This is a genomic window from Sulfitobacter albidus, from assembly GCF_018200035.1.
GTDB lineage: Bacteria > Pseudomonadota > Alphaproteobacteria > Rhodobacterales > Rhodobacteraceae > Sulfitobacter > Sulfitobacter albidus.
This window is the reverse complement of sequence record NZ_CP073581.1, coordinates 630,164-656,900: the sequence shown is the minus strand read 5'-3', so window position 1 is coordinate 656,900 and position 26,737 is coordinate 630,164. Positions and strand designations below refer to the sequence as shown.

General features: G+C 65.4%; 32 protein-coding genes and 1 other RNA gene. 16 read left to right on the top strand and 17 right to left on the bottom strand.

Annotated elements, in window-relative coordinates; all coding sequences use genetic code 11:
- Nucleotides 1-4 precede the first annotated feature (4 nt).
- From KDD17_RS03120 to mgtE, 4 genes are all read right to left on the bottom strand, one after another.
- The gene (locus tag KDD17_RS03120) at nt 5-934 is read right to left on the bottom strand and encodes a DMT family transporter (RefSeq protein WP_212705238.1); all 930 of its coding nucleotides are present in this window, start codon (nt 932-934) and stop codon (nt 5-7) included.
- Nucleotides 931-1,743 carry a TIGR00282 family metallophosphoesterase gene (locus tag KDD17_RS03115; RefSeq protein WP_212705237.1) on the bottom strand — a complete coding sequence of 271 codons (813 nt, stop codon included), beginning with the start codon at nt 1,741-1,743 and terminating at the stop codon, nt 931-933. Before KDD17_RS03115 ends, KDD17_RS03120 begins: the two co-directional genes overlap by 4 nt.
- 75 nt (nt 1,744-1,818) lie before the next feature.
- Nucleotides 1,819-2,394, bottom strand: coding sequence for a 5-formyltetrahydrofolate cyclo-ligase (locus KDD17_RS03110; RefSeq protein WP_212705236.1), 576 nt, complete (start codon nt 2,392-2,394; stop codon nt 1,819-1,821).
- A complete protein-coding gene (gene mgtE, locus KDD17_RS03105; protein ID WP_212705235.1) occupies nt 2,391-3,788 on the bottom strand; it encodes a magnesium transporter in 1,398 nt (465 codons plus the stop codon). The genes KDD17_RS03110 and mgtE overlap by 4 nt, the downstream gene beginning before the upstream one ends.
- 120 nt (nt 3,789-3,908) lie before the next feature.
- Between mgtE and guaD the strand changes: the two genes are divergently transcribed.
- Nucleotides 3,909-5,195 (top strand): guanine deaminase, encoded by a 1,287-nt coding sequence (gene guaD / locus KDD17_RS03100; protein WP_212705234.1) that lies wholly within the window; start codon nt 3,909-3,911, stop codon nt 5,193-5,195.
- A 57-nt stretch (nt 5,196-5,252) separates the two neighbouring features.
- On the opposite strand, the gene KDD17_RS03095 is transcribed toward guaD, so the two are convergent.
- From KDD17_RS03095 to KDD17_RS03075, 5 genes are all read right to left on the bottom strand, one after another.
- Entirely contained in the window at nt 5,253-5,735 is a 483-nt protein-coding gene (locus KDD17_RS03095) for a CAP domain-containing protein (protein WP_212705233.1), read from the bottom strand.
- Nucleotides 5,732-7,081 (bottom strand): 8-oxoguanine deaminase, encoded by a 1,350-nt coding sequence (locus tag KDD17_RS03090; RefSeq protein WP_212705232.1) that lies wholly within the window; start codon nt 7,079-7,081, stop codon nt 5,732-5,734. The genes KDD17_RS03095 and KDD17_RS03090 overlap by 4 nt, the downstream gene beginning before the upstream one ends.
- The gene (hisN, locus tag KDD17_RS03085) at nt 7,078-7,899 is read right to left on the bottom strand and encodes a histidinol-phosphatase (RefSeq protein WP_212705231.1); all 822 of its coding nucleotides are present in this window, start codon (nt 7,897-7,899) and stop codon (nt 7,078-7,080) included. The genes KDD17_RS03090 and hisN overlap by 4 nt, the downstream gene beginning before the upstream one ends.
- 96 nt (nt 7,900-7,995) lie before the next feature.
- A complete protein-coding gene (locus KDD17_RS03080) occupies nt 7,996-8,367 on the bottom strand; it encodes a helix-turn-helix domain-containing protein (RefSeq protein WP_212705230.1) in 372 nt (123 codons plus the stop codon).
- Between the two features lie 396 nt (nt 8,368-8,763).
- On the bottom strand, nt 8,764-9,645 hold the full coding sequence (locus KDD17_RS03075) for a LysR family transcriptional regulator (protein WP_212705229.1): 882 nt from the start codon (nt 9,643-9,645) through the stop codon (nt 8,764-8,766).
- Between the two features lie 122 nt (nt 9,646-9,767).
- On the opposite strand from KDD17_RS03075, the gene KDD17_RS03070 reads away from it, so the two are divergent.
- The 3 genes from KDD17_RS03070 (at nt 9,768) to KDD17_RS03060 (ending at nt 11,243) form a co-directional block, all read left to right on the top strand.
- Nucleotides 9,768-9,971, top strand: a complete 204-nt coding sequence (locus KDD17_RS03070) for a YjiS-like domain-containing protein (RefSeq protein WP_254796875.1) — start codon at nt 9,768-9,770, stop codon at nt 9,969-9,971.
- Nucleotides 9,972-10,067: 96 nt separating this feature from the next.
- On the top strand, nt 10,068-10,844 hold the full coding sequence (locus KDD17_RS03065) for a Bax inhibitor-1/YccA family protein (protein ID WP_212705227.1): 777 nt from the start codon (nt 10,068-10,070) through the stop codon (nt 10,842-10,844).
- 72 nt (nt 10,845-10,916) lie between these two features.
- A complete protein-coding gene (locus KDD17_RS03060) occupies nt 10,917-11,243 on the top strand; it encodes a DUF1272 domain-containing protein (RefSeq protein WP_254796874.1) in 327 nt (108 codons plus the stop codon).
- On the opposite strand, the gene KDD17_RS03055 is transcribed toward KDD17_RS03060, so the two are convergent.
- From KDD17_RS03055 to gatC, 7 genes are all read right to left on the bottom strand, one after another.
- Entirely contained in the window at nt 11,240-11,752 is a 513-nt protein-coding gene (locus KDD17_RS03055; protein ID WP_212705226.1) for a P-loop NTPase family protein, read from the bottom strand. The genes KDD17_RS03060 and KDD17_RS03055 overlap by 4 nt on opposite strands.
- 68 nt (nt 11,753-11,820) lie before the next feature.
- Nucleotides 11,821-11,988 carry a 50S ribosomal protein L33 gene (gene rpmG, locus KDD17_RS03050; RefSeq protein ID WP_007119221.1) on the bottom strand — a complete coding sequence of 56 codons (168 nt, stop codon included), beginning with the start codon at nt 11,986-11,988 and terminating at the stop codon, nt 11,821-11,823.
- A gap of 183 nt (nt 11,989-12,171) precedes the next feature.
- Nucleotides 12,172-12,554, bottom strand: an RNA gene (gene rnpB, locus KDD17_RS03045) — RNase P RNA component class A.
- Nucleotides 12,555-12,582: 28 nt separating this feature from the next.
- Complete coding sequence (locus KDD17_RS03040; RefSeq protein ID WP_254796873.1) at nt 12,583-13,251, bottom strand: N-acetylmuramoyl-L-alanine amidase; 669 nt, start codon at nt 13,249-13,251, stop codon at nt 12,583-12,585.
- Nucleotides 13,248-13,979, bottom strand: coding sequence for an excalibur calcium-binding domain-containing protein (locus KDD17_RS03035; RefSeq protein WP_212705225.1), 732 nt, complete (start codon nt 13,977-13,979; stop codon nt 13,248-13,250). Before KDD17_RS03035 ends, KDD17_RS03040 begins: the two co-directional genes overlap by 4 nt.
- A 40-nt stretch (nt 13,980-14,019) precedes the next feature.
- Nucleotides 14,020-15,510: an Asp-tRNA(Asn)/Glu-tRNA(Gln) amidotransferase subunit GatA gene (gene gatA / locus KDD17_RS03030; RefSeq protein WP_212705224.1), complete on the bottom strand. Its 1,491-nt coding sequence runs from the start codon at nt 15,508-15,510 to the stop codon at nt 14,020-14,022.
- The gene (gatC, locus tag KDD17_RS03025; RefSeq protein ID WP_212705223.1) at nt 15,510-15,797 is read right to left on the bottom strand and encodes an Asp-tRNA(Asn)/Glu-tRNA(Gln) amidotransferase subunit GatC; all 288 of its coding nucleotides are present in this window, start codon (nt 15,795-15,797) and stop codon (nt 15,510-15,512) included. The genes gatA and gatC overlap by 1 nt, the downstream gene beginning before the upstream one ends.
- Nucleotides 15,798-16,016: 219 nt before the next feature.
- Between gatC and KDD17_RS03020 the strand changes: the two genes are divergently transcribed.
- Nucleotides 16,017-16,715, top strand: coding sequence for a metal-dependent hydrolase (locus KDD17_RS03020; protein ID WP_212705222.1), 699 nt, complete (start codon nt 16,017-16,019; stop codon nt 16,713-16,715).
- A 39-nt stretch (nt 16,716-16,754) separates the two neighbouring features.
- Nucleotides 16,755-17,471: an NAD(P)-dependent oxidoreductase gene (locus KDD17_RS03015; protein WP_212705221.1), complete on the top strand. Its 717-nt coding sequence runs from the start codon at nt 16,755-16,757 to the stop codon at nt 17,469-17,471.
- Here the strand turns inward: KDD17_RS03015 and tadA are convergent.
- Nucleotides 17,468-17,926, bottom strand: a complete 459-nt coding sequence (gene tadA, locus KDD17_RS03010; RefSeq protein ID WP_212705220.1) for a tRNA adenosine(34) deaminase TadA — start codon at nt 17,924-17,926, stop codon at nt 17,468-17,470. The two genes, KDD17_RS03015 and tadA, sit on opposite strands and share 4 nt — an antisense overlap.
- Nucleotides 17,927-17,989: 63 nt before the next feature.
- Between tadA and KDD17_RS03005 the strand changes: the two genes are divergently transcribed.
- The 10 genes from KDD17_RS03005 to KDD17_RS02965 all read left to right on the top strand — a co-directional run bounded on the left by KDD17_RS03005 (nt 17,990) and on the right by KDD17_RS02965 (nt 26,706).
- Nucleotides 17,990-18,961, top strand: coding sequence for a pseudouridine synthase (locus tag KDD17_RS03005; RefSeq protein WP_212705219.1), 972 nt, complete (start codon nt 17,990-17,992; stop codon nt 18,959-18,961).
- 359 nt (nt 18,962-19,320) lie between these two features.
- On the top strand, nt 19,321-20,139 hold the full coding sequence (locus tag KDD17_RS03000; protein ID WP_212705218.1) for a TerC family protein: 819 nt from the start codon (nt 19,321-19,323) through the stop codon (nt 20,137-20,139).
- Nucleotides 20,140-20,292: 153 nt separating this feature from the next.
- Nucleotides 20,293-21,189, top strand: a complete 897-nt coding sequence (locus KDD17_RS02995) for a 5-bromo-4-chloroindolyl phosphate hydrolysis family protein (RefSeq protein WP_212705217.1) — start codon at nt 20,293-20,295, stop codon at nt 21,187-21,189.
- A 15-nt stretch (nt 21,190-21,204) separates the two neighbouring features.
- Entirely contained in the window at nt 21,205-22,401 is a 1,197-nt protein-coding gene (locus KDD17_RS02990; protein WP_212705216.1) for a toxic anion resistance protein, read from the top strand.
- Nucleotides 22,402-22,406: 5 nt separating this feature from the next.
- Nucleotides 22,407-23,363 carry a DUF2927 domain-containing protein gene (locus KDD17_RS02985; RefSeq protein ID WP_212705215.1) on the top strand — a complete coding sequence of 319 codons (957 nt, stop codon included), beginning with the start codon at nt 22,407-22,409 and terminating at the stop codon, nt 23,361-23,363.
- A gap of 222 nt (nt 23,364-23,585) precedes the next feature.
- Nucleotides 23,586-24,206, top strand: a complete 621-nt coding sequence (locus KDD17_RS02980; RefSeq protein ID WP_212705214.1) for a glutathione S-transferase family protein — start codon at nt 23,586-23,588, stop codon at nt 24,204-24,206.
- Nucleotides 24,207-24,239: 33 nt separating this feature from the next.
- A complete protein-coding gene (locus KDD17_RS02975; RefSeq protein WP_212705213.1) occupies nt 24,240-24,908 on the top strand; it encodes a cupin domain-containing protein in 669 nt (222 codons plus the stop codon).
- Between the two features lie 166 nt (nt 24,909-25,074).
- On the top strand, nt 25,075-25,413 hold the full coding sequence (locus tag KDD17_RS19075; RefSeq protein WP_348541477.1) for an NAD(P)-binding protein: 339 nt from the start codon (nt 25,075-25,077) through the stop codon (nt 25,411-25,413).
- 44 nt (nt 25,414-25,457) lie between these two features.
- Nucleotides 25,458-26,150 (top strand): flavin monoamine oxidase family protein, encoded by a 693-nt coding sequence (locus tag KDD17_RS19070; protein ID WP_348541476.1) that lies wholly within the window; start codon nt 25,458-25,460, stop codon nt 26,148-26,150.
- On the top strand, nt 26,143-26,706 hold the full coding sequence (locus tag KDD17_RS02965) for a TetR/AcrR family transcriptional regulator (RefSeq protein WP_212705212.1): 564 nt from the start codon (nt 26,143-26,145) through the stop codon (nt 26,704-26,706). The genes KDD17_RS19070 and KDD17_RS02965 overlap by 8 nt, the downstream gene beginning before the upstream one ends.
- The last annotated feature ends 31 nt before the right edge of the window (nt 26,707-26,737 follow it).

Here is a 26,737-nt window from a genome sequence, read left to right as displayed (position 1 = left end):
GTATCTAGCTATCGCCTATCGCCGCGCGCGGGGCAAGCGCGCTGCGCGGGCGCAGCCGTGGCTGCACCAGATAGATGCCCGCAAACATCGCGCAAGCGGCAATCCACGCCCCCGGCCCCAAACGCTCATCAAGGATAAGCCAGGCCCAGAACAGCCCGAAGCCCGTCACCAAATAGCTGACCTGCACGGCAAAAACGGCCCCGGCCCGGCCCACAAGCCAGACGTAGGCGGCGTAGACCACCACATGCAGCACCGAACTGCCGATCAGCGCGGCCTGCGCCACCGGCAAGGGCCAGACCGGCGCGATGAATTGTCCGCGCAGTATCATCGGCGGCGCGATACACAATACCCCGACCACCGAGGCGCCGAGCATCAACTGAAAGGGATCAAGCCCCGCCACACCCCAGCGCGCGACGTAATTTCCCTCGAACGCGTAAAAAAGGGCGACAACCAGATAGACCGCCGCCCAGCCCAGCGGCACGGGCAGACCCAGATCCACCGTGGGCGAGATCAGGATCAGAACGCCGACCAGGCCGAACACCAGCCCGACGAACCGGCGCCGCGCGAAGGTGTCATTGCCCAGCGCCAGCGCGATGGCAAAGCCGAACATCGGGATGATGCTCAGCAACAGCGACATGATGCCCGAGGGCAGATGCACCGCCGCCGAATAGGACAGCGTATTGGGAAAGACGGTGCCGATCAGCGCAATCGCCACATAGGCCCGGATCGCCGCGCGCCCCAGCGGCAGGGGCGTGCCGCGCAGCACGCAGGCACCGCCCATCAGCACGATCCCCAGCATCAGCTGCCAAAAGATCAGGCCAAACGGCCCGTAGCCCGTACTGACCGCGATTTTCGACAGCGGCGTCGACAGGCCCCACCCCGCGCCCATCGCCAGCAGAACGGCGCTGAAGAACGCGATGTCCCGACGGCTCACGGCACGCTCGGCTGCAGTTTTCCCCCCACCCGGATCGGCTGGACGCGGGTGGCATGGCCCGTGCGGTCATCCGTTTCGATGTAGACACCGCTCAGCGAGGCCTCGTCGTTCGCGGGGGTAAAGCGATCCTTGGGCATGCCGGTGATGAAGCGGCGCATCGGTTCGGTCTTTTCCATGCCGATGACGGAGTGGTAATCGCCGCACATGCCCGCATCGCTCAGATAGGCCGTGCCGCCGGGCAGGATCATCGCATCGGCGGTCGGCACATGGGTATGCGTGCCCACAACAAGGCTCGCGCGCCCGTCGCACCAGTGGCCGGTGGCCATTTTCTCGGATGTCGCCTCGCAATGGATATCGACGATGATCGCCTGCACCATGCCGCCCAGCGGATGCGTCTTGAGCACCTGATCCAGCGCCGAGAACGGATCGTCGAAGGGCCGTTTCATGAACACCTGCCCCAGCGCCTGCGTGACCAGCACGCGCTTGCCAGTCTGCGTCTTGAAAACCCGGGCGCCCTTGCCCGGCGCGTTTTTCGAGAAATTGAGCGGGCGCACGATCCGCGCGTCCTGTTCGGCAAAGGCGAGCATGTCCTTTTGGTCAAACGCGTGATCGCCCAGCGTCAGGCAATCGGCCCCTGCGTCCAGCAGCGTCTTGGCGTGTGCTGCGGACAGGCCCATGCCCGACGTCGCGTTCTCGCCGTTGACGACCACAAAATCGAGCTTCCACTCCGCGCGCAACGCCGGCAGCCGCTCGGTTATGGCGCGCCGCCCCGCCCGGCCCATCACATCGCCCAGAAACAGTATCTTCATCGTCCGCCCTCGTTTACCGCACGCGCCCTTTGCGGCCGTCGCCGGATTTTTTCGAAAAATCCGAACCGGAATTTTTCAAAAATTCCGCGCCCCGTTGCCAATGTCGATCACGCCCGCTTCGGTCACTACCATATCAAGCGGCTGATCGGTCGGCTCCAGCGGCAGATCGTCGGTTTCCTGCCCCGCAAAGGCAAATCCAATCGCCAGCGTCGCGCGTCTGCTGCGCAGGACTTCCAGCGTGCGGTCGTAGAACCCGCCGCCATAGCCCAACCGTCCGCCCGCGCGCGAAAACGCCAGCAGCGGGACGATCAGGATCTCGGGGGTGAAGTACTGCGGATCGGCGGGAATACCCGCCCCGAACGCACCCGGCACCATCACCGTCTCGGGATCCCAGCGGGCAAAGCGCAGCGGCGCGCCCTCGGCCTCGATCACCGGCACACCGACGGGGCCATGCGCGCTCGCCTCCGTCATCGCCGGGCGCGGATCGATCTCGGTGCGGATCGGCATGTAGCCCGCCAGCGGCACGCCACGATAGCCGCCCAGGACCTCGCTGAGATAACCTGCCTGCGCGTCGCTCGCCCCCTCGAACAGTGGTTTGCGCGCGGCAAAGGCCGCCTTGCGTGCGGCGGCCTTGCGGTCGGCCACGCTCACAAAAGCACCAATGCGGCAAGGCCGAGGAAGGCAAAGAAGCCGACGATATCCGTCACGGTCGTCACGAATGCGCCCGAGGCAAGCGCGGGGTCGATCCCGATCCGCTCCAGCACGATGGGAATGCCCGTGCCGGCAAGCCCCGCCACCACCATATTCACCACCATCGCCGATGCGATCACATAGCCCAGCGCGGGCGAGCCGAACCACACCAGCCCAACGATCCCCATCACCACCGCAAAGATCACCCCGTTGATCAGCCCCACCAGCACCTCACGCCGGATCACCCGCCACACGTTCGATCCGGTCAGATCCTTTGTCGCAAGCGAGCGCACGGCAACCGTGAGGCTTTGCGTGCCCGCGTTGCCCCCCATCGAGGCGACGATGGGCATCAGCACCGCGAGGGCCACGATCTGCGACAGCGCCACCTCGAACTGCGCGATCACCAGTGAGGCCGCAATCGCCGTCACGAGATTGACCGCCAGCCACGGCAGACGCCGTCGCGTCGTCGCGCGGATCGAATCCGACAGGGCGGATTCACTGTCGACGCCGGCAAGGCGCAGGATATCCTCGTCGTGCTCTTCATCCAGCACGGCCATCGCGTCGTCGATGGTAATCACGCCGATCAGCCGCCCCTCCTCGTCGACAACGGGCGCCGAAATCAGGTGATACTGGTTGAACGCATAGGCGACGTCGCCTTCGTCGCGGGTCACGGGAAAGACCTCGAACGTGTCTTCGAGCAGCGCTTTCAGCGGCGTCTCGCGTTTTGAGCGCATGAGCTTGCCCAGCGTCACGTTGCCCACCGGATGCAGGCGCGGATCGACCATGATGATGTGATAGAACTGATCGGGCAGATCATTCTCGGGCGTGGCGCGCAGATGATCGATGGCCTCCCCCACCGTCCAATGCTCCGGCGCCATCACGACCTCGCGTTGCATCAGGCGGCCGGCGGAATACTCGGGATAGCTCAGCGCCTGCTCGACCGCGAGCCGGTCGGTGTCTTCCAGCGCGTCTAGGATCGTTTCCTGCTGGGCATCCTGAAGATCCTCGAGGATGTCGACCACATCGTCGCTGTCCAGCTCGCGCACGGCCTCCTGCAGCACGGCGGGCGAGAGTAGCGCGATCACCTCGTCGCGGATGCTTTCATCCAGTTCCGACAGGATGTCACCGTCGAATTCGCGGTCGTAAAGCCGGATCAGACGCGCGCGATCGAATGCGTTGATCTGCTCGAGAAGGTCGGCGATGTCGGCGGCGTGCAGCGGCTCCATCAGCTCGATCAGCTTGGCCCGATCATCGATTTCAACGGCATAGAGGATCGCGGACACGTCGCGCTGTGACAGCGTGTAATCCTCGCGCTCGGCCTCAGTCTCCGGCTGTGTCATCACGTCTTCGGCCATGCCCGTCCCTCACGTATTTTGCGCCACCTTATGTGCCCCCCAGAGGCGGGGCAATGGCGCGTGAAGCAAAGCTAGCGCGTTCCCATTGCGCCACCAGCCAATCGCGGACATAACCAGCACATGAATACAAAGACCTTGCTGACCGGGCAGACGCTCCTGTTCTCCGGCGATCCGCTTCAGACCCCCTGGCAGGACTGCGTGCGCATCGACAGCGCGGGCGGCGTGCTGATCGAGGGTGCGCGGATCACGGCCGTGGGCGGCGCGGCAGACTTGCGCGCGGCGCATCCGGATGCGGCGGAAATCCCCTACGGCGACGATCTGATCTGCCCCGGCTTTATCGACGCGCACAGCCATTATCCCCAGACGGCCATGATCGCCAGCTGGGGAAAGCGGCTGATTGACTGGCTCAACACCTATACTTTTCCCGAAGAGATCCGGCTGCAAGATCCCGCATGGGCCGCGACGCTTGCCGCGCGCACGCTGGATCTGACCCGCGCGGCGGGCACCACGACGCTGTGCTCTTTCGCGACGATCCATCCGCACAGCGCAAGCGCGCTCTTTGACGCGGGCGCCGCGCGCAGCCAATGCATTGTCACCGGCAAGACCTGCATGGACCGCAATGCCCCCGACGGCCTGCGCGACACCGCGCAAAGCGCCTATGACGACAGCAAGGCGCTGATCGCGCGCCACCACGGGCAGGGCCGCAACCGCTATGCGATCTCGCCGCGCTTTTCACCCACGTCTTCCGCCGAACAGCTGACCGCCCTTGGCGCGCTCTGGGCCGAGCATCCCGATTGCCTGATGCAAACCCACCTGTCAGAGCAACCCGATGAGGTGACATGGGTGCGCGCGCTCTTTCCGCAGGCGCGCGACTACCTCGACACCTACGAGACCCATGGCCTTCTGGGCGCGCGCGGGGTCTATGGCCACGCCATCCACCTCACCGACCGCGAAGTCGGGCGCCTGTCCGAGGTCGGCGCATCGGTGGTGCATTGCCCGACGTCAAACGCCTTTATCGGGTCCGGGGATTTTGATCTGGCGCGGATGGTGCGGCACCGGCTGCATACGGGGCTGGCCACGGATACCGGCGGCGGATCATCCTTTTCGATGCTGCGCACCATGGCCGCGGCCTATGAGGCGGGCCAAACACGCGGGGCGAGCTGGCACGCGTCGCAATTGCTGTGGCTTGCAACGGCTGGCAGCGCCCGCGCGCTTCACCTGCACGACGAGATCGGGACGCTTGCCGCCGGCCAGTACGCCGATATCACCGTGCTTGATCTGAAATCGACCGATGCCATCGCCCAGCGCGCGTCCCGCGCCGGCGAGATCTGGGACGATGTCTTTGCCACCGTGATGATGGGCGACGACCGCGCGGTCCGCGATACCTGGATCAGCGGCGCGCGCTAGGGAGCGACCCGCGGCGACCGCCTGCGGTCCCGCCGCGCGCAATCGACCCCGCGCGGATCAGCAGGAGCCTGCGCCCAGAACCATCACCTGATAGCCGCCCACCGCCGCTATTCCGAATTCCTCGGCCTTGGGGTTGACCATGTTGCGGTAGTGTCCGGGCGAGCCTTTCCACCCGGTGATGGCCGCCTGTCGGCTGGGATACCCTTCGGCAATGTTCTCGGCCAGAAAGCACCAGCCGTAGCCCGTGCGGTTCACACGGTCCTTCAGCTTTGATCCGTCGCTGCCGGTGTGGGCGAAAAAGCTGTTGCGCGCCATATCATTGGCATGGATCTGTGCGGCGCGGTCCAGCCGGGCGTTCCGACGGATCGGCGCGCGCCCGGCGGCACGGCGCACGGCGTTGACCAACGCAACCGGGCGGCGGTCAGACGTGCCTGCGGCCGGGGCCTGCGCAGCCGCTGAAGGGGATGCGGCCGTATCTGGACCGCCCTCGCCGCACGCCGCCAGACCCGCGACCATAATCGTCATATACAAAAACTTCATACCGTCTCCTTCAACGCGTTCACCATTGCATTCTGTCGTGCGCACAGCGCTTTCATGTCCACCGTCGTCAGCTGCCCGTCGCGCACGATCTCGCGGCCCTCGACGAACAATCCCTTCACCACACCCGGCCCGGCGAGCAGCATCGCACCGATGTCCCAGCTGCCCGCAGCTGCAATGCCGCGCATGTCCCACAGCGCAACATCGGCGCGCTTGCCGGGCGCCAACCGTCCACATTCGGGGCGCCCCAGAATGTCGGCACCGCCCCGCGTCGCAAGCTCCAGCGCCTCGCGCGCGCTCATTGCATCCGCGCCGCGCGCCACCCGTTGCAGCAGCATGGCCTGGCGCGCCTCCGCCACCAAGGATCCGGCGTCATTGCTCGCAGAGCCGTCCACGCCCAGCCCCACCGGCACGCCCGCATCGCGCATCGCGCGCACCGGGGCGATCCCGCTGCCCAGTCGGCAATTTGAGCACGGACAATGCGCCACGCCGGTGCCTGTCTGCGAAAATAGGGCGATTTCGCTTTCGTCCAGCTTAACGCAATGCGCGTGCCAGACATCCGGCCCAACCCAGCCCAGATCCTGCGCGTAGACGCCGGGACGACAGCCGAACTGTGCCAGCGAATAGGCGACATCCTCGTCGTTCTCGGCCAGATGGGTGTGCAGCATCACGCCCTTGTCGCGCGCCAGCACGGCCGCATCGCGCATCAGCTCGCGGCTCACCGAGAAGGGGGAGCATGGCGCGACCCCCACCCGGCACATCGACCCCTCGGAGGCGTCGTGGAACCCGTCGATGACGCGGATGCAATCGTCGAGGATATCCGCCTCACGCTCGACCAGCGCATCGGGGGGCAGACCGCCCGCACTTTGCCCGATGCTCATCGATCCCCGCGTGGGCTGGAACCGCAGGCCGATCTCGCGCGCGGCGTGGATGGTATCCTCCAGCCGCACGCCCCCGGGATAGAGGTAGAGGTGATCGGCGCAGAGCGTACAGCCCGACAGGGCCAATTCGGCCAGACCGACCTGTGCGGAGGTAAACACATGCTCGGGCGTCAGATGCGACCAGATCGGATAGAGCGTTTCCAGCCAGCCGAACAACAGCGCGTCCTGCCCGGCGGGCACGGCGCGGGTCAGCGTCTGGAACAGGTGATGATGGCAATTCACCAGTCCCGGCGTGACCAGACATCCCGCCGCCTCGACCACATCTGCGCCGTCGGGGCAGGCCACGCCCTGCCCGATCTCGGCGATGGTGCCGTCCCTCAGCAGGATATCGGCGTCCGTCAGCTCGCGCCGCGCGTCATCCATGGTGAGGATGCACGCGGCGTTGCGGATCAGCGTGACGCCGCTCATCCGCGCATCTCGCGGCGCAGGATCGCAAGCGCCTCGGCGTGGATCTGCGGATTGGCCGCTGCAATGGCCCGGCCACCGGCATGCGCGGGGCCCCCGTCCCAATCGGTCACAATCCCGCCCGCTGCCTGCACGAGAGCCAGCGGGCCTTGAATGTCGTAGGCGTTCAGCCCTGCCTCTATGACCAGATCCACCTGACCGCTCGCAACCAGCGCGTAGGCGTAACAATCCATACCGTAACGCGTGAGCATCGCCTGACGTGCGACGGCGGCGAATGCCGCGCCTTCCTGCGCCGTGCCCACCTCTGGAAAAGTGGTGAAAACCGTCGCCTGCGCCAAGGGGCGCGGTTCCCGTGTCCGCAGCGGTTGCACCTGTCCATTTCGGTGCAGCCAAACCCCATGCGGCGTACCGATGAAACGCTCGCCGATATAGGGCTGATCAATCACACCGATCTGCGGACCATCCGCGCCGCCGACGGCAATCAGCACCCCCCACGTGGGCGTGCCGGAAATGAAGCCCCGCGTGCCGTCGATCGGATCAAGCACCCAAGTCAGCCCGCTTGTGCCCGGGCTGTGGCCCTCCTCCTCGCCGAGGATGGCATCGCCGGGCCGCCTGTGCGCCAGAACCGCGCGCATCGCCCGCTCCGCCGCACGGTCGGCAATTGTGACGGGGTCAAACCCGCCTTCAAGCTTGTTTTCGGTTTGCATCTGCGCAGTGCGGAAATACGGAAGGATCGCCTCGCCAGCGGCGTCGGCAAGCGCGTGCGCCACCTCTGTCAAGTCGCCGATCAATGGCTCAGAAAGGGAAGGTGAAATACTCATGCCCTGTCCTGCCATCCCAGATCACCCGGAGCAAGTCGCCACAGCAAAAGGCCGCGCAGAAGCTGCGCGGCCTTTTAGCTTTCGTGTCGGTCGGAACTAAGCGACGTCGCTGAGGACCCGCGCCAGCTCGAACAGACGGCGGCGCTGGTTTTCCGGTATTGAGTAGTAGGAGCGCACGAGATCCAACGCCTCCTTATCGCCGAGCAGGTCGGCGGGGACGTTCTCTTTTTCAGCGGTTTCTTCGGAAACATTGCGTATGCCTTCGAAGAAGAAGGCGACTGGCACGCCGAGCGCCTCTGAAATATCCCAAAGCCGTGACGCGCTGACGCGGTTCGCGCCGGTCTCGTACTTTTGGATCTGTTGAAATTTGATGCCGACAAGCTCCGCAAGTTTCTGCTGCGTCATTCCGATAAGCCAACGGCGTTGGCGGATCTTCTTGCCGACATGCGTGTCTACGATATGAGCCATCTTAAGGTTTCACTTTCTTCATATGAGTGCAGCATCGCACTCAGGAAAAGAACGAATGACACAACCGAATAGTTGCAAACGTTCTTTACGTTTCGTCTATCAGTCTACACCATCCGTCGGCCCGACGAACTTAAATATTTGTCATGATGCAACGGTCGGGGCGGATGATTTTCCGCAACAAGGCAACATCTTACACCCTTAAGGCGACTACCGGCGCGCTGGACTCCGGGTTGAGTTGTGCGCTTCAGGAAAATATTGGAAATCTCTACGGTAATTAGCGGTTATAATCATCACATTGACGCTGTTTCGCGCCAATTCACTAAATATAGATCACTCAACGCAGGATAATGCAGCTTCTGCCACAGACCTCCGCGCGGCGAGTAAGCGGATTTCCGCCTAAGCGGTTTTTTCGCTTCTTCTGTTTTTGGGTGCGCCCGCGAAACTGCGGCGCAGAATCGCGCAGATATCTTCCAAAAAGGCCCTGTCGCTCCCGCTGCGGCAATAGAGATTGATTCGCTGCTCCGGCAGGTCGGGCAAGGCGCCACGGTGGTCGATGCGCGCAAGATGCGCAGGCTCGGTGCCCTCGATCATCGCATGTATTGCCAGATCGGCGCCGACGGTGGCGTAGATGGTGCTGTCATTGTCACTCTCGGCGAGCATCTGCCACGGGATGTCGGCGCCGTTGAGCGCGTCTATGACGAGGGGGCGAAAGATGCACAGCCGCCCAAAGGCGATCGGCACCGGGCGTTGCTGCCACGACACCGCACCGGGCGCGCCGATCCACCGCAGGGGCCGCTGCACGAGGGTTTCTCCCCCCGGCGCCACATCGGCCTCGGTTGTCAGGATGATATCGCAGTCGCCGCGGGCAAAGCTGTCCTTGAGCACGCGGGTATGGCTGGATTCCAGATGGATCTGCAAACCCGGATGCGCCGCTACCGCCTGTTTGAGCGCCTGGGGGATAGCCGGATTGACGATGTCATGCGGCACACCCAATCGCAGCACGCCGGCGGGCTGTACCTCCCCCAGCGCGCCGACGACCTCATCATTGAGCGCCACCATGCGGCGCGCGTAGCTGAGCAGTTGATCCCCCGCAGCCGTCATGATGACCCCCCGCCCGCTGCGGTCGAACAACGCCACGTCCAACAACCCCTCGAGCCGTTTGATCTGCATCGAGACCGCCGACTGCGTCAAATTCAAGAACCCTGCCGCCCGGGTCACGCCCCCCGCCTCGGCCACCGCGACAAACGAGCGCAGGGTCGCCACATCAAGATTTCTCATTCATCACCGATCTGCATGCGTTCCATAACAAACATTCGCTTTCCTTATGTCATGGAGTCACGCATATATCAACAACACGAATGAAAGAAACTCGACCCATCAACCACACAGGAGATCCCGCCGTGAAAACCCTCATTCAATCCCGCCGTTTCCACCTGTCGCTCCGGTTTCCGGGCCTTGCGGCTCTGATCCGGCTTCAGCGCAGCCGCGCGGCCCTCGCACGACTGGATGCCGCCGCCCTGCGCGATATCGGCATCACCCCCGATGAGGCCCGCGCCGAGGCACGACGCCCTATATGGGATGCACCCGCCCACTGGCGCGGCTAAGGGGCGCCGAAACCTCTTGAAATGCGGGAGGGCGCACCCGATATTGGCGAGGAAGCGCGGGGTTCCGCGCCCGTTTCGCACATTAGGGAGTTTTACATGGCAGACGTGAATACAATCCGGACAGGTGCCGGAAGCCGCACAGCCGCGATTGATGCGGGCCTGCGCGCACACATGAGCAAGGTCTACGGCACGATGTCCGTGGGCATGTTGATCACTTTCGCCGCCGCTTGGGCGATTTCCGGCCTCGCCGTGACATCCGATCCGGCTGCGGCATCGGCCCAGCTGCGCGAAGGTCAGTACCTGACATCGCTCGGCTACGCGATCTATGCCTCGCCGCTGAAATGGGTGATCATGTTCGCGCCCCTCGCGTTTGTCTTCGGCCTCAGCGCCGCGATCAACAAGATGTCGGCGGCCACGGCTCAGCTGGTCTTCTACGCATTCGCACTGGTAATGGGTCTGTCGATCAGTTCGATCTTCCTCGTGTACACCGGCTTCTCGATCATCCAGATCTTCCTGGTGACGTCGATTGCCTTCGCGGGCCTGTCCCTCTGGGGCTACACCACGAAAAAGGACATCTCCGCCTGGGGTAGCTTCCTGATCATGGGTGTGATCGGTCTGATCATCGCGTCGATCGTCAGCATCTTCTTCCCGAACCCCGCGCTGACCTTCGCGATCTCGGCCATCGGTGTTCTGATCTTTGCCGGTCTGACAGCCTATGACACCCAGCGGATCAAGACTGACTACATCGCGCACGCGCAGCACGGCGATACCGAATGGTTGGGCAAGGCGGCGATCATGGGCGCGCTGAGCCTCTACCTGAACTTCATCAACATGTTCATGTTCCTGCTGCAACTGCTCGGCAACCGCGAGTAACCGCAACACGATCTTAACGGCCCAAGCCCCGCCAGACCCCAGTGTCCGGCGGGGCTTTTTGTTTCGAGCCTCATGAAGGGTACGAAAGCCATGCTGGAAATCCGGCCCAACTGCGAGATGTGCGACCGCGACCTGCCGCCCGACAGCCCGCTTGCACGCATCTGCAGCTATGAGTGCACGTTCTGCGCCGACTGTGTCACGCAGGTGCTGCACGATGTGTGCCCGAATTGCGCGGGCGGCTTCGTGCCGCGCCCGATCCGGCCAGCCACGGCTCGACGCGCGGGCGTCAGCCGCCTGCACCAGATCTCCGGCACCGAACGGCGTGCCCTGAAATACGATCCAGCCGACATCGACGCGCTTGTTGCCGCCGCGCGCGATATCCCGCCCGCCGATCGCTAGATCTGCGCGAGCCACGCACGCACTTCGGCGGGGCTGCGCAGATGCACGCGGGTCAGATCCGGGCGCGCAGCATTGAACCGCTCCGCGATCTTTGCGCGCTGGACGTGCCGCATCCGCCAGATAAAGCGGTAGAACACCACCGTCTCGCGGTTGAGCCTTTCGCGGCACCCCTCCGGCAGATCCGGCCGCGTCCGCCCGACGTAGCGCAGCGTGCGCTTTGTCACCCGCCACAGACGCAGGCCCACCGGCAGATCGAGCCAGATCACCGTATCCGCCCGCGCCATGCGGTTGTCATAGGTCGCCGAATTGCCCCCCTCGAACACCCAGGCATCCTGCGCCTCGACGGCATGGGCCAGGCGGATCTTTTCCTCTTTAGGGCGTTCGTCCCAGACACCCTGCCAATGAATGTGGTCCATGTGATGCACGGGCAGGCCCAGACGCGCGCCCAGCGTGCGCGCAAGCGTCGACTTTCCCGATCCCGGCCCTCCAACGATCATGATGCGGCGCATGGCGTATCCTTGAACGCAAAAGACCGCACCCGGAGGTGCGGCCTTTCATCAGGTCATGGCGGCAGATCTTATTTGATCTTGCCTTCCTTGTACTCGACGTGCTTGCGCGCGACGGGGTCGTATTTCTTGATGACCATCTTCTCGGTCATCGTGCGCGCGTTCTTTTTGGTGACGTAGAAATGGCCTGTGCCCGCGGACGAGTTCAGACGGATCTTGATCGTGGTTGGCTTTGCCATCTTATCTTCTCCTGTGCGGCGGCGTCCTGCGTAGGGTCGCGCGCCCGAAATCCATATCGCTGCGTTCTACCGTGACAAGGGGGCGAGTCAACCCCCGTTGCGCGCAACGACCGCCGCGGGCGTCGGAAAATTCGAATTTTCCGGTCCGGAATTTTCGAAAAATTCCGATGCGCGGGGCCAAGGGTGTGCGGAAGGCCTGTAAGCCGGATTCTGTCCCAGGGGGCACGCCCCCCGTGGATGGTCATTCATCTTGGCCCGCCGTTGCCGACGCGCCTCTAGCTGCCAACCCGGACCTGCTGGGGTCAAAGCCTCCCCGCCGGTTTCCCGGCACGCGGTCCCTATTTGGCATTGCTCCCGGTGGGGCTTGCCCTGCCGGCGATGTTGCCACCGCCGCGGTGGGCTTTTACCCCACCGTTTCACCCGTTCCCCGCACGCGGGGTGGTTTCATTTCTGTGGCGCTTTCCGTCGGGTTGCCCCGCCCGGGCGTTACCCGGCACCGTCACTTTCTGGAGTCCGGACTTTCCTCCCCGCGGCTTGCACCGCGCAGCGACCATCCAGCCTTCCGCACAATGCCGCCCTACCCCGCGCCCCCGCTCAAGTCCAGAGAGCCGCGTGCCCCAGCGGCGTGAAATCCTGCGGGCAAAGCGGCCCCTCCGCGCCGGCCCGGTAGCGCAGCCGCACCGCCTGCAGAAGATCCGCGTCGCTGCACGGCGCGGTGTAGCCCGCAGCGACAGCGACCTGACGAAACATCTCAGGCGTCGCATCGCGTGGTCCCGGATCCACGCCCCGCGCGCGCGCCAGTCCCGCCGCCTCTAGCCAGGGCCAGTCGAACAGCGGGCCAGGGTCCACCTTGCGCCCCGGCGCCATGTCGGAGTGACCGATGACACCGAAGGCCGGGATGTCCCACCGCTGCATGATCCCGTGCATGAGCGGCTCAAGCGCCCGCATCTGCGCCTCGGCAAAAGGGGTCGCCCCATCGTTGTCCAGCTCAATCCCGATCGAGCGTGAATTGATGTCACCGCGCCCCGCCCATTCTCCCGCGCCTGCGTGCCAAGCGCGCTGCGCCTCATCCACGAGGTGCAGAACGGTGCCATCCGTATCAATCAGATAATGCGCGGAAACCTCCGCCGACGGATCACACAAACGATCCCGCGCCGCCCCACAACTCTGCATCGCGGTGTAGTGCAGGACGATCAGCTCGGGCCGTCCGCCATCGCGACGGGGGCCGAAGTTCGGGGAGGGATGCCAGACGGCCCCGTTCACCCCGAGACGTTGCGGTAGATGCTCGGATCCCAGGTGCAGGCATAGCCGTCACCGTCGGGGTCCATCCCCTTTGGATCCTTCTCGGGCCCGCCGCTTTCCAGAAACAGGATCTGCGCGCGGTCCTGGCTGCGGAACTGGCCGCAGTTGCGGTTATATTTGCCCGCCGCGTTGAAGCTGAAGCGCTTGTAGATCTGCGTGCCCACTGGATGGGAGGTTTGCAGGGCGTAGGCCACGATATTGGGGCCCGCGTCGGTGCGCTCCGGCAATGCCTGTGGCTGGATCACCTGATATTGCGCACGGGCGGCGGCGATCCGCGCCGCATCGCTTTCGATGCTGCGCTGGTTGGACACCGCGTCAAAATTGTTCTCGCGGCTGATCCCCGTGGCGCCATCCACAACGGCAGGGGCCGGGTTGCTCGGGCTCGCTTGCAAGGGCGGCACGCCTGAATTCGCCGCCGTCGCTGCCGCATTGGGCGATGTCTGCGCCAGAACGGCGGTTGTCTGTGCCGCCGTTGCCTCCGCCGACCCTGCGGGCGGCAGCGGTTGCGCACTCACACCCGGCGCCGCGGGGACGCGTGTCCCGTTTGTCAGGGCGGTCTCGCGGTTGACACGCTGCGCGTCGAACGTCTGATCGAATCCTACGCCAAAGCGGGTATCGTCCGGCTGCGAAGGCTGGCAGGCCGCAAGGGCCGCAACGGCACAAAGGCCTGTCAGAAAACGGAGTTTCATCGGATAGCACGTCCTGCGTTTGGAACCGGTTGCGCGCGGCTTACCACCATTTCTCCGGTTTGGCCACAAACCCCGCCGCCCGCTCCAGCGCATAGGCGGAAGACAGCAGATCCGCTTCCTCCCACGGACGCCCGATCAGTTGCAGACCCAGCGGCAGGCCGCGCGCGTCCTGCCCCGTCGGCACCGCAATCCCCGGCAGCCCGGCGAGGTTCACCGTAACCGTGAACACGTCGTTGAGGTACATCTGGATCGGGTCCGCATCGATCATCTCGCCCAGCCCAAAGGCGGCCGATGGCGTCGCGGGCGTCAGGATGCAATCGACGCCCGCCGCGAACACATCGTCAAAGTCTTTCTTGATCAATGCGCGCACCTTCCGCGCGCGGTTGTAATAGGCGTCGTAGAACCCGGCGGAGAGCACGTAGGTCCCCACCATCACCCGCCGCTGCACCTCGGCGCCAAAGCCTTCGGCGCGGGTCTTTTCATACATCTCGGTGATGCCATCACCGGGGGCCAGCTGTGCCCGGTGACCGTAGCGGACCCCATCGTAGCGCGCGAGGTTCGACGACGCCTCCGCCGGGGCGATCACGTAGTAGGCGGGCAGCGCGTATTTGGTGTGGGGCAACGAGATATCGACGATCTCCGCCCCCGCATCGCGCATCATCGCGATGCCGTCCTGCCAGAGCGTCTCGATCTCCTCGGGCATCCCGTCCATGCGGTATTCGCGGGGGATCCCGATTTTCTTGCCACGGATGTCGCCGGTCAGCGCCGCCTCGAAATTCGGCACCGCCAGATCGGCGGAGGTGCTGTCCTTTGGGTCATGGCCGCACATCGCCTCAAGCATGATCGCCGCGTCGCGCACGGATTTGGTCATCGGTCCCGCCTGATCGAGCGAGGAGGCAAAGGCCACGATGCCCCAGCGCGAGCAGCGCCCGTAGGTCGGCTTGATCCCCACCGTGCCGGTAAACGCCGCAGGCTGACGGATCGAGCCACCGGTATCCGTGCCGGTCGCTGCCAGACACAGATCCGCCGCCACCGCCGCGGCGGAGCCGCCCGACGAGCCGCCGGGCGTCAGCTGCGCATCGTCATTACCCCGCCGCCACGGGTTCACCGCATTGCCGTAAACGGAGGTCTCGTTGGACGAGCCCATGGCGAATTCATCCATGTTCAGCTTGCCCAGCATCACCGCACCCGCATCGGCAAGGTTCTGGCTTACGGTCGATTCGTACTCGGGGCGGAACCCTTCGAGGATCCGGCTCGCCGCCTGGCTCGGCACGCCCTTGGTGCAGAACAGATCCTTGATCCCGATCGGCAAGCCACACATCGCGGGCGCTTCGCTGTCGCCCTGCAGGCGGGCGTCGGCGGCGGCGGCACGCTCCATCGCAAGATCGGGCGTGTGGTGCACGAACGCGTTCAGCGCGCCCGCAGCGTCAATCGCCCCCAGACAGGCCTCCGTCAGCTCTTTCGACGTTGTCTCCCCCGCGCGCAACGCATCGCGCGCCTGTGCCAGACCCAGCTTGTTCAACTCACCCATTATTCCACCACCTTCGGCACGGCAAAGAACCCCTCGCGCGCGTCCGGCGCGTTCTTCAGGATCGCCGCCTGCTGATCCCCGTCCGTCACCTCATCAGCACGCCGCGTCAGCCGCTGCGGCGTCACCGATGTCATCGGCTCCACGCCCTCGACGTCGACCTCGCCCAACTGCTCGATAAATCCCAGGATCGTGTTGAATTCCTGCGCCAGACCCGGCAGCGCGTCGGGCTCTACCTTGATCCGCGCCAGTTTCGCCACCCGCGCGGCGGTGCTTTCGTCAATCGACATGGGTTCGATCCCTTCGTTTCGTATCGCCAGCGGTCTAGCGCGCCCACCGCCCCCCGCAAGCCGGCCCTGCACGACCGCCCGCCAATTGTGCACCCCACCTGCCCTGCACCCTTTCACAAATACCTATTGCACCGCGCCCGCCCCAGGGATCACGGCGCGCCATTTTGCATTGCCCGCGCAACACGCTACCCTTCGCCTGCACAGACGAAAGGACAACGCATGAACATCATCTGGCTCGGCCATGGCTCTTTCCGGATCGAGGTCGCCGACCAGATCCTGCTGATCGACCCCTGGCTCAACGGCAATCCCATGCTCAGCGAGGATCAGCACGCCGCCGCCATCGCGGGCGCCACCCATATCCTCGTCACCCACGGCCATTTCGACCACACCACCGATATCGTCGAGATTTCGAAACGCACCGGCGCGCCGGTGTCGGGTATGTACGAACTCGCCATGGCGCTCCACACGCAGGGCGCCGTCGAGGGCGCCGCGTTCAACATGGGCGGCACCATCGCGCTGGGAGAAGCCGTCTCCGCCAGCATGGTGCCCGCGTGCCATTCCTCATCGATGGAAATCGACGGTACCCGCCGCGCGATGGGGCGCGAATGCGGCTTCGTGCTGCGGGGGGATGATCACTGCGTGTACATCTCCGGCGATACCGGCCTGATGGCCGACATGGCGTGGATCGCAGAATACTACGCACCTGACATCGGGATCCTTTCCGCCGGGGGGCACTACACCATGGACATGGAGATGGCCGCCTTCGCCGCGCGCACGTATTTTGACTTCAAGACGGTGATCCCCTGCCACTACCGCACCTTTCCCGCCCTCGCCCAGGACGCATCGGCCCTCGCCGCCGGCGTGCCCGACGGGTGCCGGGTGATCGAGCCCGAGGTGATGCGACCGATTGCCCTTTGACCCCCCGGAACCGTGACGCGCGCAGGGGGTTGGGGCCGCATGACAGATAAAAACTCTCCCCCCGCCGAACCCCGCACCCTCGTTATCGTGGGCGGCGGCGGCGGCACCGGCGCGCTCGCCGTCGACGCGGCCCTCGCCCACGGCGCGGACGTGCGCGTCATCGACCATAGCTTGCCTGAGAATCGCATCGATGGCGTGCGCTATCATCAGGCCGATGTGCTGTCGGACGATCTGACACCGTTCATGGAAGGCGCCGATGCGGTCGTCTCCTGCCTCGGTGTCGGGAATGATCCGGCCACGCTGCTGTCGCCACCGCCGCTCTATACCGACGGGACGGCGGCAATCTGCGACGCCATGACCGCGGCAGGCGTCGCCCGGCTCATCGTCATCTCCGCCAGCTTTGTCGAGGCAAAGGATCGCGGCCCGGTCTACTTCATCCTGCCCGCCATGACCGCCCTCGCCCGCGTGTTCGAACAGATGGCGCGGATGGAGGAAAACCTTCAGGCCCGCTCCGACATAGACTGGACCGCCGTGCGGCCCGGCTGGCTGATGGCCGGCCCGGCGAGCGGGGATTACACGGTGACGCCAAACGTCATTCCCGACGATATGATCCGCACCCGCCGCGCGGATCTGGCAGAGTTCATGGTCGATCTTGCAATGAGCGGTGAGTGGTCGCGCCGTACCCCCGCCATCGCACGGCACGAAGATGCCAGCGCGTCCTCGCCCAAGGCCGTCCTCGACGAAATCACCGGCTAGGCCCGGTCCCGTCGGGCGGCGAAAAACGTGCTCAGCAGGGCGGCGCAGTCGCGCTCGCACAATCCGTCGTAGATCTCGGGCACGTGATGGGTCTGCGGATGCGCGAACACGCGGGCGCCCTGCGCCACCCCGCCCGATTTGGGATCGGACGCCCCGTAGTACAACCGCGCGATGCGTGCGGCGGCGATGGCGCCCGCACACATCGCACAAGGCTCCAGGGTGACATAGAGCGACGCCCCCGTCAGCCGCTCCTGCCCCAGCGCCGCAGCGGCTGCCCGCAGCGCGAGGATTTCGGCGTGCGCGGTCGGATCGTTGTCCATGCGTGTGCGATTGCCCGCCTCGGCCAAAACGGTCCCATCCGCTCCGACCACGACAGCGCCCACCGGCACCTCGCCCAGATCCGCCGCCGCGCGCGCCGCGCGCAACGCACGCTCCATGTAAGTGAGACCGACCATCCCGCTAGATGGCGGCAAAGGCGGACCTTTCGCAAGGGGCCGCGATGGTCTATGCGCTGATCCATGACCGATAGCCCGACATCCCCGCCCGCTGGTGACCGCATTGCCAAGGTGCTTGCCCGCGCGGGCATCGCCAGCCGCCGCGAGGCCGAGCGCATGATCGAGGCCGGCCGCGTGGCCGTTAATGGCCAGACGCTCACCTCCCCCGCGCTCAATGTCACCGATAGCGACCGCATCACCGTCGATGGCAAACCCGTCGGTCCGGCAGAGCCCGCGCGCCTGTGGCTTTTTCACAAGCCCACCGGGCTGGTGACCAGCGCGCGCGACGATCAGGGGCGCGAGACGGTGTTCGACGCCATGCCCGAGGATATGCCCCGCGTGATGAGCATCGGGCGGCTCGATCTCAACTCCGAAGGGCTGCTGCTGCTGACCAATGACGGCGCGCTCAAACGGCGGCTTGAGCTGCCGTCGACCGGCTGGCTGCGCCGCTACCGCGTGCGCGTGAACGGGCGGCCCACCGACGATGTGTTCGATCCGCTGCGCAAGGGGATCGTCGCCGATGGCGAGCCCTTCGCGCCGATGGAGGTGACGCTCGACCGGCAGCAGGGCGCGAATGCGTGGCTGACGGTCGGCCTGCGCGAGGGCCGCAACCGCGAGATCCGCCGCGCGATGGAAGTCGTCGGGATGCGCGTCAACCGCCTGATCCGCATCAGCTACGGCCCGTTTCAACTGGGTGAGCTGCCCTCTGGCGAGGTCGAGGAGGTCCGCCGCAAGGTGTTGCGCGACCAGCTTGGCCCCGTGGCCGATGAGCTGCTGGGCGCACCGGTAGAGACCAAACCGACAAAGGTCAGCTTTTCGGGCCGCAAACGCCCGGTACGGAAGGGGAAATTCGGCGGCCCCGGCCAGCCCGGACTGCCCCGCCCGCCCGAGGAAGCGCCCGCAAAACCGCCGCGACGCGCAAGCGCCCCAAAGGGACGCACGGCACCGCCAAAAGGGCGCACGGGCAAATCCGGCCCGCCCCCCCGCAAACGGTAGCGCGCCTCTCGATCCGCGCGCCGACAAGATTTCGAGGAAATCTTGGACCCAAAAATTCTGCGAATTTTTGCTGTCACCGCAGGGCGTAAACGGCGGCGCTCAGCATCAGCAGGGCCGACAGGCGCGGCGCGCGCGGGTCTTGCGGTTGGGAATGACACGCGGCGCCACAGGCGCATAAAGCTGGCGTCGTTGCATGATCGTCTCCCGGTCTGGCCCCCACGATACGCTTGCACGCCGTGCAGCCCGTTCGGCATGGCAAAAAAACCGCCCCTTTCCCCCTTTGGCCGAATTCACAACCTTCCCGCGCTGCGCTATGGCTGGTGCGACAAACTGACCGAGGCGCGAAAAGGGGCATGGCCGTGGCCGATCTGCTGACACTCGAAAATATGGGCAACCTGCTGATGCTGTGCTTTTTGCAGGCGGTTCTGGGCTTCGACAACCTGCTCTACATCTCGATCGAAAGCCAGCGCGCACCGGTGGCGCAGCAGGCAACCGTGCGCCGGTGGGGCATCATTCTGGCCGTGGTGCTGCGCATCGTGCTGCTGTTCGTGATGATCCGCCTGATCGACGCCCTGGCCGAGCCTTTCTTTGTGCTCGAATGGGAGGGTGTGCTGACCGGCGGCGTGAATTTTGCGACGCTTGTGTTCATCCTCGGCGGGATCTTTATCATCTACACGGCCGTCAAGGAAATCAGCCACATGCTCGCCATTCAGCACCTTGGCACCGATGTCGAGGGTAAATCCGGCAAATCGGCGGCCAAGGTGGTGGGCCTCATCGTACTGATGAACCTGATCTTCTCGTTTGATTCGGTCCTCTCGGCGCTGGCGATCACGGATGTCTTTGTGATCCTCGCCACCGCGATCATCCTGTCGGGCCTCGCCATGCTGGCGCTGGCCGACCGGGTGACCGAGTTCCTCGAGAAAAACCGCATGTACGAGGTGCTGGGCCTGTTCATCCTGCTGATCGTCGGCATCGTCCTTCTGGGCGAAAGCGGTCAGGCCGCCGCCCACGCCATGCACGACCCGGCCCTCGCGCTGCGCGTCTTTGGCTATGAGATCATCCCGATGTCGAAAACCACCTTCTACTTCAGCGTACTGGTGCTCGTCGCGGTCGAGGTCATTCAGTCAGGCTATACCCGCAAGCTCAACGCAGAGCGGCGCACGGGCCAGCGGCACTAGCAACGCGCGCGCGCAGCGCCTAAGTTAACGATGGGGCAACGCCGCCCCGCAAGAGGGATCATGGGACCACAACCGCTCCGCAAATTTGCCTACGTGGCGCTGATCGTCGTGCTTTTCGGGACCGCGTCCGGCTGGCTTGGAGGGCTCTGACCCATGGCGCGACGGTACGGCGGCAAATACAGCCCCGACGGGGCATCGCAGGACGCACCGCGCCGCACCCGGCGCATCGATGTGGATCCGGCGGGCGGACGTGCGAATGTGCTGTTCATTCCCGCGATCGTGCTGGTCGCGACCAGCTTTTCGGACGGCGCCATCGCCCTTGCCACCAGCCTGCTGGGCGCGGGCGCCTGGACGCTGTCGGCGTGGCTGCTGCGCATTGGCTTGCGCGCGCAGGCCGAATACAACGCGCGCAAGGTCGCCCGCCGTCCCGCCCTTCCGCGCAAGATCCTCGCCGCCGCGCTGACGGGCATCGGCACGGCGCTGGCGGTGGCTGCCCATCAGGACGGGCTCAACCCGCTGGGGCCGATCCTATTCGCGCTGATCGCGGGCGGGCTGCATCTGGCCGCTTTCGGCCTCGATCCGCTGCGCAGCAAGGGGATGGACGGCATCGACACCTTCCAGCAAGACCGCGTCGCGCGTGTTGTTGACGAAGCCGAAGCGCATCTGGTCACCATGGCCGAAACCATTCAGCGCGCGGGCGACCGCGAGGCGACCGCGCGGCTCGCGCAGTTCGCCGATACTGCCCGCGACCTGATCCGCACTGTCGAAGAAGACCCGCGCGATCTGACCGCCGCGCGCAAATACCTTGGCGTCTATCTACAGGGCGCCCGCGATGCGACCGCCAAATTCGCCGACATCTACGCGCGCACCCGCGACGCGCAGGCCAAGGCCGATTACCTCACCCTCCTCGATGACCTCGATCAGAACTTTGCCGCCCGTAACACCAAATCCCTGCTCGCAGACCGCAGCGACCTGACCGTCGAAATCGACGTGCTGCGCGACCGCCTCGCCCGCGAGGGCGTGCGGCTCGACCGCGACACGCAACTCTAGAACCAAGGAAACCCCATGTCCGAGAACGTCCGCCAGAAAGCCACCGAAACCCTCGCGATGGTCGAAGAGGTCAACGCCGTCGTCCTGCCAGAACCGCAAGAGGCCACCGCCGTCGTGCCCCTGTCCGAGGCGACCCCCGCCCAAAGCGCCGAGATCAAATCCCGCATGGGCGAGATCGACATGGACGACACCCAATCCATCATCGCCTTCGGCTCTGCCGCGCAGGCGGAATTGCAGGAAATCAGCCAATCCATGCTGGCCGATGTGCGCAACAAGGATGTCGGCCCCGCCGGTGATTCCCTGCGCGGGATCGTCAGCACCATCCGCGGGTTTTCCGTGTCCGAGCTGGACGTGCGCCGCGAACGCAGCTGGTGGGAGAAATTGCTGGGCCGCGCGGCACCTTTTGCCAAATTTACCGCCAAATTCGAAAAGGTGCAGGGCCAGATCGACCGCGTGACCGACGATCTGCTCAAGCACGAGCATACGCTTTTGAAAGACATCAAATCGCTCGACATGCTCTATGAGAAGACCCTGCAATTCTACGATGAGCTGGCGCTTTATATCGCCGCCGGGGAGGCCAAGCTGGCCGATCTCGACACCACCGACATCCCCGCCAAGGAGCGCGAGGTCGAGGCCGCCCCCGAAGAGCAGGCCGTGATGAAGGCGCAGGAGTTGCGCGATCTGCGCGCCGCGCGCGACGATCTGGAGCGCCGGGTGCACGATCTGAAACTGACGCGGCAAGTGACGATGCAGTCCCTGCCCTCGATCCGTCTGGTGCAGGAAAACGACAAGAGCCTTGTGACCAAGATCAACAGCACCCTCGTCAATACCGTCCCCCTGTGGGAAACGCAGCTGGCGCAGGCCGTCACCATCCAACGCTCCGCCGAAGCCGCCGCCGCCGTGCGCGACGCCAATGACCTGACCAACGAGTTGCTGACCTCGAATGCAAAGAACCTGCGCGAGAGCAACAAGATGATCCGCGAAGAGATGGAGCGCGGCGTGTTCGACATCGAGGCCGTCAAGCAGGCCAACGCCGATCTGATCGGCACTATCGAGGAAAGCCTCGCAATAGCCGACGCGGGCAAGGCCAAACGTGCCGCCGCCGAAAAAGAGCTGCAGGAAATGGAGGCCAAGCTGCGCGATACGCTGGCCTCTGCCAAGGCCAAAAAGACCGGGCTGGGCGACACCGCCGGCGGCGCGGTCCCCGGCTGATCGCGATGCGGGGCGCAAGACATATCGGGGCGGCGCTGTGTCTGGGCGTTTTGCTCGCGGGCTGCGCGGATGTCGCCCCCGTCGAGCCGACGCTCAAACCCGTCGAGCGGCCCGACCGCCCCGCCCCCGCGCCCGAGCCTCCGCAGGTCGCGCGCCCCACCTCGCAAGCCAGCGCAGAGCTGCGCAGCTATCTCAATTCCGTCCAGCGTGCGCAACTGGGCCAGGGATTGCTGCGCCGCGACGGGGGCGGTTCCGACACCCCCTTTACCGCGACCATGCTGGCGCGGAATTTCGAGCAGATCGCGTTTTTCAACGAGTACGACGGCAGCTTTTCGGGCCGGGGCGGGGCCAGCCCGCTGCGCCGCTGGGAGGGTCCCGTGCGGATGCAGGTGATCTTTGGCGATCAGATCCCGCCGTCCGAACGCAGCTCCGACACCGCCGCCGTACGCGGCTACGCGGCGCGACTGGCGCGCGTGACAGGCCATCCCGTCAGTCTTGGCGGTCGGCCCAATTTCATCGTCATCATCGCGGGTGAGGATGACCGCGCCGAGGCGCTGACACAGGCCGCCGCCCGCGTGCCGGGCATCACCGCCGCCAGCCTTGCCCCCTTTGTGACGCTGCGCCGCGACACCTATTGCGCCGTCGCCGCCTACGCGGCCGGCGCAGACGCCAACACCTATACCGCCGCCGTGGCCGTGATCCGCGCGGAAAATCCCGGCTTGCTGCGCCTGTCGTGCATCCACGAAGAACTGGCGCAGGGCATGGGCCTTGCCAACGACAGCCCCACCGCGCGGCCCTCGATCTTTAACGATGACGATGAATTCGCGTTGCTCACCCGCCACGATGAATTGCTGTTGAAAATGCTCTACGATCCGCGCCTGCGCCCGGGCATGACCGCCGATGAAGCACGCGCGACCGTGCAGGCAATCGCGGCAGAGCTTACCGGCGCAGGGCCCGTCTAGCGGATCGCCCCCGGCCAAAGGCCGCGCCGTCGCCGTCTGCGCACCCCGTCACTGCGCGGCGAGGATTCTCGCCGCGCGCGTCTCCCCCCTTTCCGAGCGTTTCAAAGCGACCGCTGTCACGACCACGTGAAGATGCGCGAAGATTCGAATATCTTCCTTGCGAAACGTACCTACCAAGTAGTAGATAGATTCACATTCACCCATACCGATGAAAGGTCCGCCATGAAAATCTACGATACCGAAGGTTTCCCCAACCCCGCCCGCGTCCGCATCGCGCTTGCCGAGAAAGGCGCGCTCGACAGGGTCGCGTTCATCCCGGTTGACGTGATGGGCGGCGAGCACCGCACAGAAGCGTTTCGCCAGAAAAACCCCGATGCAGTCGTGCCCTGTCTCGAACTCGACGACGGCAGCCATATCTCCCAGTGTACGGCCATCACCGAATATATCGACGGCACTTTTGACGGTCCCTCGCTCATGGGGTCGGGGCCGAAAGAACGTGCGCGGATCGCGATGATGAATCTGCGCGCCGAATCCGGGCTGCTGAATGCGGTCGGGGACTATTTCCACCACGCCACCCCCGGCCTTGGTCCCGACCTTGAAACCGATCAATGCCCGGAATGGGGCACCCGTCGCAAAGCGGTCGCCGCACAGACCATGAGCTATCTGGATGACGTGCTGGCCCAGAACGACTATCTTGCCGGAGATGCGTTTTCCGTCGCGGATATCACGGCCTTTGCAGGCCTCGCCTTTGCCGATTTCGCCAAGGTCGAAATTCCCGCCGGTCTCGAAAATCTGCAGGCGTGGCGGGCGAAAGTCGCCGCACGGCCAAGCGTCGCGGGTTAGGCGCCGCCCCGGCCTCAGGAAAGGATCCATACCATGGAACTGAATGCAGATTTCACCCGGCGCGTGCTCGTTCATTCGGACAGCGTCGACTGGCAAGCCTCGCCGATGCCCGGCGTCGATCGCCGGATGCTGGACCGGATCGGCGGCGAGGTGGCCCGCGCCACCACGATCGTGCGCTACGCGCCAGAAAGCAAATTCTCGGCGCACACCCATTCGGGCGGGGAAGAATTCATCGTGCTCGACGGTGTTTTTCAGGACGAGCACGGAGATTTCCCCGCCGGCACCTACGTGCGCAATCCGCCGACCAGCCGCCACACCCCCGGCTCCGCGCCGGGCTGCACGATCTTTGTAAAGCTCTGGCAATTCGACCCCGACGACCGCACCCAGTTCCGCAAGGATATGGCAGCAGAGTTGGGCGCCGCCACGGACGGCGTCGCCCAGACTGTGCTGCACCAGGACGCCCGCGAAACCGTGCGCTACGCGCATCTGGACGCGGGCGCCACACTGCAGGTGTCAGATCCGGGCGGGATCGAGCTGTTGATGATCGACGGATCCGCCCGCGAAGGTGACGCGGCGCTGCGCCGTGGATCATGGTTGCGCCTGCCAGAAGGCGCGCCGCTCGCCCTGACGGCCGGCCCCGACGGCGCGCGCGTCTGGATGAAAACCGGCCATCTGCCTTTCGCCAAGCCGCCGGCGGTCTGAGCGTGGTGCGCGCGCGCTTCTGTCCTCTGCGGGGGCTCGTCGTGGTCCGCTTTCCGGATCGCGCGGCAAAACCGCGTTCGCCACGGCGGTTGCGCACCCGGTACCTGTGCTCGGATCAGGCCGGGCGCTGCCACGCGGTCGGCACAGCCATCGGCGGGGGGGCGGGATGCACACCGACATACTGATCGTTGGCGCCGGGCTGTGCGGTCTGGCGCTAGCGCGCGCCCTGTCCGCACAGGCGCGGGACTTTCAGCTGGTCGAGGCGCGTGCGCGGGTCGGCGGGCGGATCGCCACGGCCAAGACCGCCGACGCGGGCTTTGATCTGGGGCCTGCGTGGTTCTGGTCCGGTCAGCCACGCATGGCCGCGATGATCGCTGAGTACGGGCTGGAGGCGTTCGATCAATACGCCCCGGGCGCGATGATGATCGAGGATGCGCGCGGTCAGGTGCATCGCGGCCATGGCCCCGCGGGTCTGCAGGGTGCCTTCAGGCTGGCGGGGGGCTGAGCCGCCTCACCGAGGCCATCGCGCAGGATTTACCTTCGGACAGGTTGCACCTGAACAGCCCCGTCCGACAGCTGGAGGCCTCAATCGACGCGATCACCGTCACACTTGCCTCGGGCCGCGTCATGACGGCACGGCAGCTCGTGTTGGCTCTGCCGCCGCGTCTCGCGGCCCAGCTTGAGTTTGCGCCTGCCTTGCCGGTCCCTACGATCACGGCGATGACCACTTGTGCCACGTGGATGGCCGGACAGGCCAAGGCTGTCGCGGTCTTTGATACCCCTTTCTGGCGGGACCAGGGCCTGTCCGGCGACGCGATGAGCAGACGTGGCCCGATGGTCGAGATCCACGATGCGTCCCCCGCGCGCGACGGACCCTGCGCGCTGTTTGGCTTTATCGGCGTCCCACCCGATCACAGACACGACCGCGCGGCACTGGAACAGGCCGTGACCGCGCAGCTTGTGCGCCTGTTTGGGCCGCAGGCCGCCGCGCCCCGCGCGCTGCATCTCAAGGACTGGGCCGCGGATCCCTACACCGCAACCGACGCCGATCGGGCGCCACTCACGTCCCATCCCCGCTACGGCCTGCCCGACGCGATGCGCGGCCTGTGGGGTGGCCGGTTGCTTTTTGGCGGTACGGAGACGGCGGCGCACTTCGGCGGATACCTCGAAGGCGCTTTGGAAGCCGCCGAAGATGTCCTATCAAGAGTGCACCATGTCGCGCAAAGCCCGAACCATGCCTGATCGCAAGACCGCCCTGCTCGATTCAGCCGAACGCGCGGCGCGCAGCCGTGGCTTTGACGGTTTCAGCTATGCCGATATGGCCAGGGACGTGGGCATCCGAACGGCAAGCATCCACTACCATTTCCCCAGCAAGGCCGACCTCTCGGCGGCGTTGATGAGCCGCTATCACGAAAGCTTTGCCGAGATCTGTGCGCAGATCGACGCGCGGCATGGCACGGCATCGGCCCGTCTGATCGCCCTGATCGATTGCTACCGGCTGGCGCACGGTGACGCGCAAAGGGTGTGCCTGTGCGTCGCGTTCTCGATCAGCCGCGAAAGCCTTTCCACGCAGGTCGCAGGCCAGCTGGGCGCGTTTCGCACGATGATGCGCGATTGGATCGAGGCGGTGTTTCGCCTTGCGCAAACGGACGGCACGATTGCCGACGTCGCAGATCCCGCAGCCGAGGCCGCCGCGACGCTTGCCCTTCTGGAGGGCGCGCAGCTGTCAGCGCGCGCCGAAAACGCCCCCGCGCGTTTTGACGATGCTCTGAGGTCGATGTTGAGCCGCGCGTCCTGAGCGTCCGCACGGCGCCGCCCCCTCAGCGCCA